We start from the raw sequence: 13,732 nt of genomic DNA, 5'->3' as shown, positions 1-13,732 counted from the left end.
TTAATACACAGTTAGAAGCGCATTGAAATACGAGAAACGTGCACTTTCTGGAACGATCAACCATATTTTATCTCCTTTTTTCAATTTACCTGTTGCTATAAGGCCATCAATCATTAAATAAATAGATACAGCCCCTATATTTCCCACTTCGCTCAAATTTATGAACCATTTATCCCAAGGAACAGCTACTCCTCTTTCTTCCATCTCACTATAAAGTCTTTCCTTAAAAAAATGCGATGAAATATGTGGTAAAAAATAATCAATATCATTAACAGTAACATTGTGCTTATTCATACTTCGCACCATACTTTCAACACCTTTGACAAGAACGTTTTCACCCAATAATCTTGTATCTTGCTTTAATGCAAATACAGATTTTTTTGTCCAATCTTCCACAGGTATTTCATTCCAAGATGTTAAAGTACCGTCTTCATTTTTATCGGATCCTGAAAACATGCAAGATTCTAACTCATTAGCAAATGAATATCCATCCATCCACTCAATTTTTAAGTTTACGTCTCCAGTAGGTTCTGGCTGTAATAAAAATGCTCCTGCTCCATCACTTAGCATCCATCGTAAAAAATCTTTATTAAATGCTAAAATAGGTTTTTCTTCTAGTGTAGATAGATGAGTCACTTCATCTTCGTAAATACCTCCTCTCAACCATCCAGAAACACGCTCAGATGCGCCACAAACTGCATTTTCAACCTCACCGGCTTTGATTGACAGGTATCCATATTTAAGCGCATTCATGCCGCTACAACAAGCCCCAGTAGGTGAGTTTATTTCCATATTACTACCTTTTAATTCTCCATGAACCATAGCAGCATGAGAAGGCAATGTTTGATCTGCACTTCCTGTTCCAAATGACAATAATTCAATGTCGTCTTTTGTGAAATGTTCATCTAAAAGTCCCTCAACAGCTTCTTTTGCAATTTGCGCATTGCTGTGTGTAGGTTTCCCTTCTTTATCAATTGCATAATAGCGCGTCTCAATTTTGTTGTTTCGAAGTACTATACGTCTAGCTCGGGATTCTTTTCCATTTACCTCACCAAGCAATTTCTCCATTTCATCATTATTGACAGGATTATTAGGTAAAAATTTGCTTGTTCTTGTAATGTATACGTCTCTCATTAATCTTGCTTTAATTGCACTGAAGCATAATATTGCTTCTGCTTTTTAATCCTACCATACAGAGGCAAGTAAGTGAGTAAAAATACAATAAAAACAATAGGAGCTATAACCCATATCGCAAATATCATATAATAATTAAAGTAGGGTAGAATTTTACGCCTTTTAGGGCTATTAGGGCCTCCTTTTTTAATAAGCATATTTGCCCATTTTGAAAAAACAACATTCCCTCTTTTATCTGTCGCAATTAAAGAAGGAATTACTGTTACTGCATCTTTTTTAAGAAGATTATCCTGAAGGTTATCATATTGATTAGACATTAAAGCTTCTTGAATAGTGTGTCCAAATTTTGATGCTTCGGAAATATCTTTTTCTGAAACACCAGGCTTTGGAAAAACACCCCATTTGCGGTCTTTTTTTCCATCTAACATCCAATGTTGAATTGTGATAAGACTAATATGGTTAATATTTCGATCCACCAAAGCAATATTTCCTACCAGTCTGGCGCCACAGTTTACTAATAAATGCTTCATTTTTTCTTGCGCCATAATCCACATATTACGTGCTCCAATTACAGTGACAACAGGTGTATCCTTAAGCAATTTTTTTCCCTCATTAGATTTTAGGAAGGAGTTTATTGGAATTGAAGGTGTTAAATACCAGACGGTATAACCAAGAATAATTAAATCGTATTTTTTATTAAGAACTGAAACTGGAATGGCCTCTAATTCAGTTGGGATTTGTAAAAAGGATTCTGGAAAGACATCAAAAAAATCTAATTTTGGCCATGGAAAAGGATAGTCCTTTATTGGCTTAATTTCATGATAGGTAATATTTGTAGCTGTTCCATTAAAAGGTTGCATTATATTCTTGAGAATATCTTGTTGCTGCCCTGTTTGAGAATAATAAACAACTAAAACTTCTTTCATTTTTTATTTTTTTCTCCCCAAAAATCAAAATAATTAAACCATTGTCTTGGGTATTTACTTAACATCCACTCAACGCTTTCTGTATATTCTTGTAACAAATGTTGAGCATCTCTATGTTTAACATCAGCTGTACGGGCATATAAATGATAATGTTGATTTGGATCTTTCATCACATAAACAAATATGACAGGTACTTTTAATCGTGAAGCAATCATAAATGGACCAGCAGGAAATTTTGCTTTTTCACCAAGTAACACTCCTTCAATATGCTTTGTATCTTTAATATAACGATCACCAGTCATACACACTATTTCATTACGTGCAAGGGCTGCATTAATTTCAAATATATGTGATATATCTTTTTTTATTACTATAAATTTAGTGTGTGACCTTCTTGTATATTGGCTTAAATACTCCTTAATGGCTTCACGTTCTGCATCGGTAACCACAAGACTTATAGTTGCGGTTTCATCTAATTCAGCAAAGAAAAATTCTGAAATTTCAAAGTTCCCAACATGCGCACTAATTAAAATTCCCCCTTGCTTTTTTTGTAATAATTTTATAATATTTTGACGGCCATCAAAATCATAGGTAAATGAGTCTCTAAGACCTGTAGATATCGCAACTTTATCAATTATAGTCTGACCAAAAATAAAGTAACTTCGAAATACATGGATAGCACTTTTAAGTGTTCCATATTTTAATCTTTTTCTGAAATAATAATAAATTGCATTTGTATTTTTTGGCGCAAAAAACACGTAATAACTAGCTACAAAAAAAAGAAGTGTGTAAGCAGCTTTTACACCAAATGTTTTAATAAGAAACACAAACACCTTGTACCCAAAAACAGTACCCTTGGATTTACCTTCCCATTCTGAACTCATAAAAGTAAAATCTTAATATTAGCTAGATTTAACTAATTTTACGTTCAATTAAATCGTAAAAATCTTGAAGTGTCTCCACCCCATTGAAATCCTCACCTATTAACTTTGTTCCAAAATTAGACTCCACCGCAACCACAAGGTCAACGAAATCCAAGGAATCCAACTCTAAAGTTTCCTTTAAATTGGCATCCGGACTCATATCATCTTCTTCAACTTCAAACTCATCTACAAGAAAGAAGTTGACTTTTTCAACGATTTCTTCTTTATTCATGTGATATTATTAGGGCAATTTTTTTATTATTAATGCTGAATTTGTTCCTCCAAAACCAAAGGAATTCGACAAAAATACATCTATTTTTTTATCTAACGTTTTCTTGACCAAATTTAACTTTGCTGAGTCTTCATCTGGATGTTCTAAATTTATGTTAGGGGCAATAAAACCGTGTTCCATCATCAACATACTATAAATCACTTCACTAGCTCCAGCCATCCAACATTCGTGCCCCGTCATTGATTTTGTTGAGCTTACATAGGGCCCATTTTCTCCAAAAACCTCAAAAATAGCTTTAGCTTCATTTGCATCTCCTACTGGAGTTGAAGTTGCATGTGCATTTACATAATCAACAACACTCGTGTTTAATCCAGACTGATCAAGTGCTTTTCGCATTGCTCTTGATGGACCCTCAACATTAGGGGTAGAAATATGATCACCATTAGACGAAAAGCCGTAGCCTACAATTTCGCCAAGGATAGTTGCTCCACGTTTTATAGCAGACTCATAACTTTCTAATATTAATGTAGCTGCACCACCACTGGGTATCAGCCCATTTCTGTCTTTGTCAAAAGGTTTTGATGCTTTTGCAGCGTTATTTTTTTCTGTTGCAAAGACACCTAATCCATCAAAACTTGCAACAGCAAGCATATTGATTTCTTGTGCACCTCCACAAATAATCATTTCTTGCATGCCACTTTTTATCATTTGGTAACCTACTCCAATGGCATGCGACCCACTAGCGCAAGCTGCGCTGATGGTAAAATTAACTCCTGTCAATTTAAATATAGTTGACAAGTTCATTGTCACTGTAGAATTCATTGCTTTAAAAATAGCACCAGATCCAACTAATGTTGTGTCTTTTTTATCTCTAATAACATCAATTGAATCAATAACGGATTTTGCCGTACTATCATTTCCGAAGAGAATACCCACTTCATTAGCTTCAAGATATGCCTGATCAACTCCAGCTTGGTCAAGAGCTTCAACAGTTGAGACATAGCTGTACATTGCTTCTTCACCCATGCTAGTGCGCTGTCTTCTAGTCAATTCTTTTTTTAAATTGGGCTCTTCAACATGTCCTGTGAAACATGAGCGAAATCCAAAATCTTTGCGCTTTTCATCATAAATAATACCTGAAGACCCATTATACAATGACTCCTTTACTTCTTGTTTGTTTTTACCAATGCAAGAATAAATTCCCATTCCTGTTATTACAACTCTATGCATATTAAGAATAAATACCTCCGTTAATATTAATGACTTCGCCGGTAATATATGATGCTTTTTTGGAAACTAAAAACGAAACTAACTGCGCTACTTCTTCGGCTTCGCCAAAACGATTTGCTGGTATCATTTTCTTTAACTCCTTTTCATCTAAATCTGCCGTCATATCACTTTTAATAAAGCCTGGAGCGACTGCATTTACTGTAATATTTCGCTTTGCGACTTCTGCAGAAAGTGCTTTAGTTGCAGCAATCACAGCTCCTTTAGCTGCCGAATAATTTACCTGTCCGGGATTACCTTTTAATCCTGAAACTGAAACCATATTAACTATGCGGCCATAACGATTCACTAAAAGTTTTTGGATTAAATGATTTGTTACATTGAAAAAGCCATTAAGGCTTGTGTTGATTACATTATGCCAATCATCAGGCTGCATCCACATAAACATGCCGTCTTTTGTAATGCCTGCATTATTTATAATCACTTCAATAACAGCATTTTTATTAACTTCCGCCCAAGCATCGAGTGAAGATTTTACGCTTTCTGAATCTGTTACATTAAATTTTATAATTGTTCCTTGACCTCCAGCCTGTTCTACTTCTTGCAAGGTAGCTTTTGCAGCATTTTCATTGCTATTATAATTAATCAAAATATGATATTCACTATCTTGAGCAAGTTGCTTACAGACCGCACTACCTATACCTCTTGATCCGCCCGTTACTAAAGCGTATTTTTTCTTTATTACTTTTTCAGCCATTAGTTGTTGCTTATATTATTCTGAAAACACTTCTGCATTTTCATACCATTTTCCTCCTAACGCATTACCCTTTTCATCTATAAAGCCCCATTCTTTTTTAAATCTCACACGAGCAAACCCATTGTAAAAACCCTTTAAATTATCTTTACTAAAAATGCTTAATCCTCCCGCAGAAATCAAATACTCGTCAGGAATTACCATTTTTCCAGATTTATCAATGAAACCCCATAATTTTTTTACTTTAACTGGCGCAAGACCATTTTCTGCAAATGTCTCTGCATCCCTATATTGAAACGGTATTACTTCTTTTCCTGTTTCATCAATAAAACCCCAGTCATCATCATTAAAAACTGGTGCTAATCCATTACTAAATGCACGAGCTTTATGAAAAGTAGGAGCAATAACCCATTCTCCTTTGTTATTTACAAATCCAATGAGCTTATCCTTTCTAGCATATGTTAATTTCTCTCCTTCTGGGAAATCCCAAACTTTATCAGCACCCGAAATTGTATTCATTTTTCCATTTAATAAAATTCCAAAAAAATCATTTTTTCGAACACTTATACCATTATTATTATAATCTCCAATTTCGTCATATTCTACTGGAACAAATATTTTACCCGTCTTATCTATCATACCCCATTTACCACTTTTTTTTACACGCGCATACCCATTTACAAAAGGCTTAATAGCATCATAAGAAGGAGTAAGAATCACTTCAGATTTTGTATTAATGAGTCCATATTGTTTTTCTACTGAATAAAAAGCGAGTCCATCTTCATTAAAATCATAATATTTTTCCTTAACAGGTGTTTGCAAAACCTGCCCGTTTTTACCAATATAATTCCATTGTTTTTCCTCAAGAACCAATGCATAACCAGACATAAAAGGTTTTACTCTGTCATACTTAGCTTCAATAATAAAGTTTCCTGATTTGTCAATGAAACCCCATTTATCATTTTTCATGGCTGCTGCGAGACCATCAGAAAAAGACGCTGCCTTTTCAAACTGTGGTTTTATAGTAAATTTTCCTGAGGTATCTATATACCCAAATTGGTCATTCTCCCTTACTAATGCTAATTCTTGAGCGAAGAACATTCCGCCAGTAAGCATAAACGTTAAAATAAAAAGTGTTGTTTTTTTCATCTTTATAAAGTTTAGTTAGTTTTCTTTATTAATGATATAATCCTTCACTTGGTTAACATAAGGATACATAATTATATCTTCTTCAAAGGCAGGAACAATTTCACGAATCTCATCATACATCTCTCTAGTTTTTGAAGACACTTTATCTTTTACACCTAAATACTCAATGGCCTGTACGATTGTAATTATGTGTATTCCCATAACCTCAAAACCATTTTCAATTACTTTTTTTGCAATTAATGCTGCATTTGTTCCCATACTCACAACATCCTGGTTATCATTATTATTAGGAATACTATGCACGTACATAGGGTTTGATAACATTTGATTTTCGGCAGTTGTCGATGTTGCCGTAAATTGTACCCCTTGCATCCCAAAGTTTAACCCCAATTTTCCAAGATTAACGAAAGGAGGTAATATATCATTAAGCTTAGAGTTTAGTAAGTAATTAAGTTGTCTTTCGGCAAGCATCGTCATCTTTGTTACAACAATTTTCAATTTATCCATTTCTAACGAAACATAATCACCGTGGAAATTTCCGCCGTGATACACCTGCTGCTTTTCAACATTTACAATAGGATTGTCGTTTGCAGAATTCACTTCCTCAATCATTATTTTCTCCACCATATTTAGGGTATCTAACACTGGTCCTAAAATTTGTGGCACACAACGCAGAGAGTAATATTCTTGTACTTTTTCATGAAAAACCTCTACATTATTATCACCAGTATAGAGGTGATGCTCACGTTTTCTGGTCAATGTACTATCCTTAAGGTGATCACGCATTGCATTTGCAATACTACGCTGCCCTTTATGCTTTTTTGTTTGATTAATCTCCTCACTTAGATGATCATCATACGCCTCAACAATTTCATTTATTGCTGATGAGCATTTAATCATCCAATCTAATAATCTGCGTGTATAAATTGTGTTGACAATTCCTATCCCTGTCATTACTGATGTCCCATTCATCAATCCTAAACCTTCTCTCAGTTCTACGGAAATGGGCTGCAAATTTTCCATTTTGAAAACATCTACAGTCTTTTTTCTTTCTCCCTTATAAAAAACCTCTCCCTCACCAATTAACACCAATGCTAAATGTGCCAATTGCACTAAATCACCGCTAGCACCTACACCTCCATGCTCATAAATTAGCGGAATTATATTACGATTTATCAACTCTGTCATTAACTCAATTACCGATACATGTACGCCAGAATTTCCCAGAGAGAGAGTATTCATTCTTGCTAGCATTGCTGCTCTCACATATTTAGGGGCAATAGGATTTCCTGTACCCGATGCATGACTACGAATAAGGTTATATTGTAATTGAATGCGCTGTGCATCTTCAATTTTGTATTGCGCCATAGGCCCAAAACCTGTGTTAACACCATAGATTACTTTATTTTCAGAAAACTGCTTTAAGAAATTAAAGCTTTTTTGAACTGTATCTATAACATCCTCATGGACCTCAATAGTTTCGTCTCTAAATATAATACTGTAAAATTCTTCTACTCCTAACTCTCCTTTGATTGTTAACATGTAACGTATTTCGTTTTAATTTTGGTTGTAGTTAATTCAACTTAAATAATATAGTTAAATTTGAGGAACAAATTTAATATAATTATTATTCTTAACAGAAACAATGAGGAGAGATGAAACTGTTGATGTGCTAATAATAGGAGCAGGTCCTTCAGGCTCCGTTGCATCTGCATATCTACACAAAAAAGGATTCACAGTAAAAGTAATAGAAAAAAGTAAATTTCCAAGATTTGTTATAGGTGAAAGTTTATTACCTAAATGTATGGAGCATTTTGAGGAAGTGGGCTTGCTAGATTGCTTAAAAGCTCAAGGTTTTGAAAAAAAACATGGCGCTCGCTTTCTTAGTAAAGATATAGTTTGTGAATTTGATTTTGCAGTTAAACACACTAAAGGATGGGACTGGACATGGCAGGTTCCTCGAGCTGATTTTGATAATGCAATGGCTCAAGAACTTATAAAACGTGGTGTTGATATAACTTTTGAGCATGCAGTAATTGATGTTCACTTTAATGATGACGGCTCTTCAATTACTACCATTGAAAACAATGAGGGTATAAAGACTAATATTTCTGCCAAGTTTATTATAGATTCTAGCGGTCACGGAAGAGTTTTACCGCGCTTATTAGATCTAGACACTCCTTCAAAATTAGGCAAGCACTCTTCAATATTTACTCATGTTGATGATTTGAGGAGACCTGATGGTGTAGAAGGAACACGCATTACGTTTGATGTTATTGATAAAGAAGTTTGGCTTTGGGTTATTCCATTTTCAAACGGAAAAACAAGTTTAGGTTATGTTGGGCCTACTGATTATATGGAATCATTTGAGGGCACAAATAGCGAGAAATTGATTGCAATGATGAAACTCTCTAGTTATTTTAAGGCCCGCTTTGAAGAAATCCCTTATGATTTTGAACCAATAATGATTAAAAATGTTTCAAAATCTGTAAAGAAGCTCTACGGAAATGGGTTTGCATTAACGGGTAATAGTGCCGAGTTTTTAGACCCCGTATTTTCAAGCGGGGTAACCTTTGCAACTGAATCTGGGCTACTAGCGGCAAAATTGATTGCTCGTCAATTAGAAGGAGAAACTGTTGATTGGGAAGAAGAATATTCAAATTATATTAAAAAAGGAGTAAATGTTTTCTCTACCTATGTAAAAGAATGGTACGGAGGGAATCTCCAAAAAATCTTCTTCCATTACAAAGAAAACCCAGAGATTAAAAAACAGATTTGTGCTGTTCTAGCTGGTTATGTTTGGGATGAAACCAATCCTTTTGTAAAAAATCATAATCGCCTTGTTAAGACAGTGGCACATATTATTGATATGGAAAAAAAACAGGATGGCATTGGGCATTAAATATTAAGAAAATAAAAAAGCCAGATTACTTAATTTGCAATCTGGCTTTTTCAATATTTAAAAATGGTTTATTACCAAGCTTTCTTATTAATTGTTTTTGCTAACGTTTTAGCAAGTTTTGCATAAGATTCAGAAATTCTATACCCAGAATCAAAATCATACCCCATTGCACCATTACCTTCTGCCTTCTTATACTTTACTGAGAAAATTATATTGTCTGGAGAACCTGTTTTATATACAGATATAATTGCGTCTACTTTTGATGGTTGACGCATAACCCCTACATTATATCCAGCATATAATAATGTTGTATGAATTTTCATCGTATATTCTGCATTAGGTAAATCTTTACCTACTTGAAATTCATCATAACGCTTATTAAAAGATTCAATAAACTTAGGCTCATAACGTTCTTCTCTATCTGAAAACCAAGATTTCTTAAAACGCTCACCATCTCCAGCTTTTTTTTCTTCTCTTTTAGCCATTTTATCTTTCAAAAAATCCTCCTCATTGTCATACTTAGGAATTTCTAGATCTGAGTAGTCAAAAACTAAGTTGTATTCTGTGATACCTTTAAGGTCTTTAAAATCTCCTTCAAGAACTTTTGCTTTCTGTGCAAATGTTGCAGCGGTAATGACCAATGCAAGCACTAATGTAATTTGTTTTTTCATATTGTTTAATTTAGTTGTACAAATGTAATTTTTTTAAGGAAACTGAAAAACACCCCTAATATATTATATAAACAACTAAAAGTAATGATTTACAAGCATTTAATTTTATAAAACAAAAAAAGCCCAACCTTTCAGTTGAGCTTTTTGTTGTCCCACTAGGACTCGAACCTAGAATGACGATACCAAAAACCGGAGTGTTACCATTACACCATGGGACAATACCTTTTTTGCTTACTTCCGAAATTAATCGGTCGTTAAGCGGATGCAAATTTAATATTTTCTTTAATTAAGACAAACATTTTATTATAAAAAATTTACGAAATTATATTTCGGCTTAAAATAAGGACACTTCTCTTACGTTAGGGTGTTTTACTACTTGGGATAGACTAATTATTAGTAAATTCGTCCCAATAAAAAATTGAACACAATATGGGTGCTTTTACATTCAAGAAATGGAATATTATTTTAGGTTGGTTTGTCTTTACGGTTGCCCTAATTACCTATTGGCTAACAGTTGAACCTACTGCTAGTTTTTGGGATGCTGGAGAGTATATAACCACCGCTAGCAACTTAGAAGTAGGGCATCCACCTGGAGCACCTTTATATCAATTGATGGGTGCTTTCTTTTCCATTTTTGCAATGGACCCCTCAAATATTGCATTGACCATTAATTTAATGTCAGTCTTTGCAAGTGCATTTACAATATTGTTTATGTTCTGGTCTGTCACAATTTTGCTAACCAATATCGTTTCAAAAAATAGTGAACTCAATCCCACAAATCAAAAAGCTATTCTAGGTGCAGCAGCAGTTGCAGCACTCTCATTTACGTTTACTGATAGTTTTTGGTACAGCGCTGTTGAGGCTGAAGTATATGCTATGGCTGCTTTTATAATGAGTGTTTTGTTTTACGCAGCATTACGCTGGGAACGTGAGATGAACACCCCAAGAGGTGATAAATGGCTTATTTTAATTGCTTTTATTGTTGGACTTTCTTTTGGTGTTCACTTTATGGGTCTATTGACAATCCCAGCTATTGGATTTTTATACTTTTTTAAAAATTACAAAAAAGTTACTGTAAAAAATTTCATCGTTGCAAATGTTGTTACCGTTGCAATTTTACTTTTTATATTTAAATTACTGCTTCCTAGCACATTAAAGTTTTTTAGTGCTACTGAACTCTTCTTTGTGAACACAATGGGGATGCCTTTTAATTCTGGTACTATTATAGCTGGAATTCTTTTTATTGCCGCATTTTATTTCGGCCTAAGATATACTCGTAGTAAAAATTTTGTAAAGCTCAACACTATTTTATTATGCACACTGTTTATTCTTATTGGCTTTTCTAGCTGGTTAATGCTACCTGTACGCGCAAATGCAGGCACGGTTATTAATGAAAATAATCCTAATAACGCTAGGGAGTTACTTGCATACTACAATAGAGAACAATATCCTGAAACACATTTATTTTATGGGCCACAATTTACAGAAGACTATGTAGGACTTGACGAAAATGAACCATTTTTAGACGATAAACCTAAATATGAAAAAGACTTAGAGACGAATAAATATGTTATTGTTAATGATATAAAAAATGCCAAACAGAATTTTGCAGATTCGCAAAAATCTTTCCTTCCGCGTATGTGGAGTATTGAGCACAATGCTAATTACATGGAAATTACGGGTGCAGTTAACTTTAAAATAAAGCCTGAATTCTCCAACGAACAACTTCTTATAGATGAAGTTGATAAATTTAGAACAGCCTACGATAAAGGGCTTGTAGACAGTGAAGATTACGACAAATTTTTAACGCAATTTAGTCCTTATTTTGATATTGAAAAACCATCATTTATTCAAAATATTGGATTCATGTTTGAGTATCAATTTGGCTATATGTATTGGCGTTATTTTATGTGGAATTTTTCAGGAAGACAAGATGATGTTCAGGGACGTTATGATAATCTCCACGGAAATTGGATAAGTGGAATATCTTTTGTCGACCAATTACGCTTAGGAAATCAAAAAAACATCCCTACAATGGACCTTGAAAATAAAGGCCGAAATACTTATTTCTTTTTACCGCTTATTATTGGGATTCTAGGATTAGTGTTCCACGCTAAAAATGATTCGAAAAGTTTTTGGGTCTTGCTTGTATTTTTCCTCTTTACTGGACTCGCCTTAAAAGTGTACCTTAACGAACGTCCTTTTGAACCACGAGAGAGAGATTATGCACTCGTAGGTTCATTCTATGTATTTGCAATTTGGATAGGATACGGAGTATATGCACTTTACGAAATTTTAAAAGAATATATAAACCCTAAAATTGCATTGCCCGTAATTCTTGGAGTCGCTACACTTGCTTCTCCAGTACTCCTAGCAACACAAAACTGGGATGATCATGATCGCTCAAATAGGTATACAGCACAATCAATGGCGCGTATGTATCTAGACAGCATTGATGAAAATGGAATTATTTTTACCATTGGAGATAATGACACCTTTGCACTCTGGTATCTGCAAAACATTGAAGGGTATAGACGTGATGTTCGAGTTATAAACACTGCTCTTTTTGCTACTGATTGGTATATCGATGACATGAAAAAGAAGGCTTTTGATAGTGATCCCATACCGTCACAATTAACACATGATAAGTATAAATGGGGTTCAAGAGATTACGTTATTTTCCAAGAAACTAAAAAAGACACCGTTGACATTAAAACTTGGATGAATTTTGTTGCAGATGACAGTCCTGTTACAAAATATCAAATTCCTCGAAGTGGTCAAGTAGTTAATACCTTTCCCGCAAAGAATATTACAGTTCCTGTAAATAAAGAAAATGTTCTTAAAAACGGAATTGTACAACAAAAAGATGCAGATAAAATTGTAGATAAAATCACTATTAGTTTTGACGGTGATGTTATCTATAAAAACAGGTTATTAATGTTAGACATTATAGCTAACAACAACTGGGAACGCCCTATTTATTTTTCTGGCGGAAGTTTTGGCGACGATGATTATCTATGGATGAAAGACTTTTTACAGTTAGATGGAGTTGTCTATAAGTTAGTGCCACTTCAAACCGAAGTAGATAAAGACAATCCTTTTGATATGGGGCGTATTGATAGTGACAAAATGTACAACCTTGTTAAAAGTTGGGACTGGGGAAATAGTGGTGATCCAGATATCTATCATGATGTAGAGACAAGAAGAAATGGTCTTACCTATAGAAGCAACATTGCAAGACTTGCCGAAACATTAATAAATGAAGATAAATTAGACAAAGCCGAAGAAATACTAGACTTAGCAATGGAAAAAATGCCCGTTGATAAATTTGAATTTTACTCATTACTTGAACCATACGTTCTAGGATATTATGAAGTAGGCAAACCTAAAAAAGCGAAAGAAATCTATAATCAACTTGAAGTTATCTATCAAGAAAAGCTACTCTATTTTAGTAGTCTAAAGACGAAAGAACAAATTGATTTAAGGAGGGAAATCTATACAGATATGGAACGCTATCGTGCACTTGTAAACATTCTTTTAGAAAAAGACAATCGCGAAATGGCAGAAAAAGAAGCAAATCAATTTAATGGTTACATTAAACTTTTTCCATACCTCTATTCTCCAGATGAGGGAATCGATGTAAATAGTAAACCTCAACAACAAGTAGATATGAACATACCATTAGATTCCACCTTGATGGAATTAATTGAAGAAGAGGAGACAGCACCTATTGAAAATTAAAATTTATTTATTTTAAAAACTGAGGGTTATATGCATTCTGAAACTTTAGAAATCATGTAACCCTTAATTATTA

At 34.0% G+C, this 13,732-nt stretch carries 11 protein-coding genes and 1 tRNA gene; 2 read left to right on the top strand and 10 right to left on the bottom strand.

What is annotated here, in order from left to right; all coding sequences use genetic code 11:
• Genes darB through flxA form a run of 8 tightly spaced genes read right to left on the bottom strand, consistent with a single transcriptional unit; the run spans position 1 to position 7,887 of the window.
• The gene (gene darB / locus GB234_RS03635; RefSeq protein WP_151893153.1) at positions 1-1,134 is read right to left on the bottom strand and encodes a dialkylresorcinol biosynthesis protein DarB; all 1,134 of its coding nucleotides are present in this window, start codon (positions 1,132-1,134) and stop codon (positions 1-3) included.
• On the bottom strand, positions 1,134-2,060 hold the full coding sequence (locus tag GB234_RS03630; RefSeq protein WP_151893152.1) for an NADPH-dependent FMN reductase family protein: 927 nt from the start codon (positions 2,058-2,060) through the stop codon (positions 1,134-1,136). Before GB234_RS03630 ends, darB begins: the two co-directional genes overlap by 1 nt.
• Entirely contained in the window at positions 2,057-2,944 is an 888-nt protein-coding gene (locus GB234_RS03625) for a lysophospholipid acyltransferase family protein (protein ID WP_151893151.1), read from the bottom strand. Before GB234_RS03625 ends, GB234_RS03630 begins: the two co-directional genes overlap by 4 nt.
• Before the next feature lie 28 nt (positions 2,945-2,972).
• On the bottom strand, positions 2,973-3,215 hold the full coding sequence (locus GB234_RS03620) for an acyl carrier protein (protein ID WP_151893150.1): 243 nt from the start codon (positions 3,213-3,215) through the stop codon (positions 2,973-2,975).
• Between the two features lie 9 nt (positions 3,216-3,224).
• Complete coding sequence (locus GB234_RS03615; RefSeq protein WP_151893149.1) at positions 3,225-4,445, bottom strand: beta-ketoacyl-[acyl-carrier-protein] synthase family protein; 1,221 nt, start codon at positions 4,443-4,445, stop codon at positions 3,225-3,227.
• A gap of 1 nt (position 4,446) precedes the next feature.
• Positions 4,447-5,199: a flexirubin biosynthesis SDR family reductase FlxB gene (flxB, locus tag GB234_RS03610; RefSeq protein ID WP_151893148.1), complete on the bottom strand. Its 753-nt coding sequence runs from the start codon at positions 5,197-5,199 to the stop codon at positions 4,447-4,449.
• Positions 5,200-5,214: 15 nt separating this feature from the next.
• Positions 5,215-6,345, bottom strand: a complete 1,131-nt coding sequence (locus tag GB234_RS03605; protein ID WP_151893147.1) for a WG repeat-containing protein — start codon at positions 6,343-6,345, stop codon at positions 5,215-5,217.
• 15 nt (positions 6,346-6,360) lie between these two features.
• A complete protein-coding gene (gene flxA / locus GB234_RS03600; protein ID WP_151893146.1) occupies positions 6,361-7,887 on the bottom strand; it encodes a flexirubin biosynthesis tyrosine ammonia-lyase FlxA in 1,527 nt (508 codons plus the stop codon).
• Positions 7,888-7,990: 103 nt separating this feature from the next.
• Between flxA and GB234_RS03595 the strand changes: the two genes are divergently transcribed.
• A complete protein-coding gene (locus tag GB234_RS03595) occupies positions 7,991-9,247 on the top strand; it encodes an NAD(P)/FAD-dependent oxidoreductase (RefSeq protein WP_151893145.1) in 1,257 nt (418 codons plus the stop codon).
• A gap of 71 nt (positions 9,248-9,318) precedes the next feature.
• On the opposite strand, the gene GB234_RS03590 is transcribed toward GB234_RS03595, so the two are convergent.
• Together GB234_RS03590 and GB234_RS03585 are read right to left on the bottom strand one after the other, a co-directional pair.
• Positions 9,319-9,918 (bottom strand): hypothetical protein, encoded by a 600-nt coding sequence (locus tag GB234_RS03590; RefSeq protein WP_151893144.1) that lies wholly within the window; start codon positions 9,916-9,918, stop codon positions 9,319-9,321.
• A gap of 147 nt (positions 9,919-10,065) precedes the next feature.
• Positions 10,066-10,136: transfer RNA gene (locus tag GB234_RS03585), tRNA-Gln, on the bottom strand.
• 211 nt (positions 10,137-10,347) lie between these two features.
• Here GB234_RS03585 and GB234_RS03580 point away from each other — a divergent pair.
• Positions 10,348-13,659, top strand: a complete 3,312-nt coding sequence (locus GB234_RS03580; RefSeq protein ID WP_151893143.1) for a glycosyltransferase family 117 protein — start codon at positions 10,348-10,350, stop codon at positions 13,657-13,659.
• Positions 13,660-13,732 lie beyond the last annotated feature (73 nt).

Origin of the sequence: Patiriisocius marinistellae, from assembly GCF_009014635.1 — a bacterium.
In the GTDB taxonomy this organism is placed as follows: domain Bacteria; phylum Bacteroidota; class Bacteroidia; order Flavobacteriales; family Flavobacteriaceae; genus Patiriisocius; species Patiriisocius marinistellae.
Note: the sequence above shows the minus strand (reverse complement) of the source record. Positions and strands in the feature narration are given on the sequence as shown.

Excerpts from the sequence above, each read along its gene's own strand:
- darB (WP_151893153.1), bottom strand. The coding sequence starts at position 1,134 with ATGAGAGACGTATACATTACAAGAACAAGCAAATTTTTACCTAATAAT.
- GB234_RS03630 (WP_151893152.1), bottom strand. The coding sequence starts at position 2,060 with ATGAAAGAAGTTTTAGTTGTTTATTATTCTCAAACAGGGCAGCAACAA.
- GB234_RS03625 (WP_151893151.1), bottom strand. The coding sequence starts at position 2,944 with ATGAGTTCAGAATGGGAAGGTAAATCCAAGGGTACTGTTTTTGGGTAC.
- GB234_RS03620 (WP_151893150.1), bottom strand. The coding sequence starts at position 3,215 with ATGAATAAAGAAGAAATCGTTGAAAAAGTCAACTTCTTTCTTGTAGAT.
- GB234_RS03615 (WP_151893149.1), bottom strand. The coding sequence starts at position 4,445 with ATGCATAGAGTTGTAATAACAGGAATGGGAATTTATTCTTGCATTGGT.
- flxB (WP_151893148.1), bottom strand. The coding sequence starts at position 5,199 with ATGGCTGAAAAAGTAATAAAGAAAAAATACGCTTTAGTAACGGGCGGA.
- GB234_RS03605 (WP_151893147.1), bottom strand. The coding sequence starts at position 6,345 with ATGAAAAAAACAACACTTTTTATTTTAACGTTTATGCTTACTGGCGGA.
- flxA (WP_151893146.1), bottom strand. The coding sequence starts at position 7,887 with ATGTTAACAATCAAAGGAGAGTTAGGAGTAGAAGAATTTTACAGTATT.
- GB234_RS03595 (WP_151893145.1), top strand. The coding sequence starts at position 7,991 with ATGAGGAGAGATGAAACTGTTGATGTGCTAATAATAGGAGCAGGTCCT.
- GB234_RS03590 (WP_151893144.1), bottom strand. The coding sequence starts at position 9,918 with ATGAAAAAACAAATTACATTAGTGCTTGCATTGGTCATTACCGCTGCA.
- GB234_RS03580 (WP_151893143.1), top strand. The coding sequence starts at position 10,348 with ATGGGTGCTTTTACATTCAAGAAATGGAATATTATTTTAGGTTGGTTT.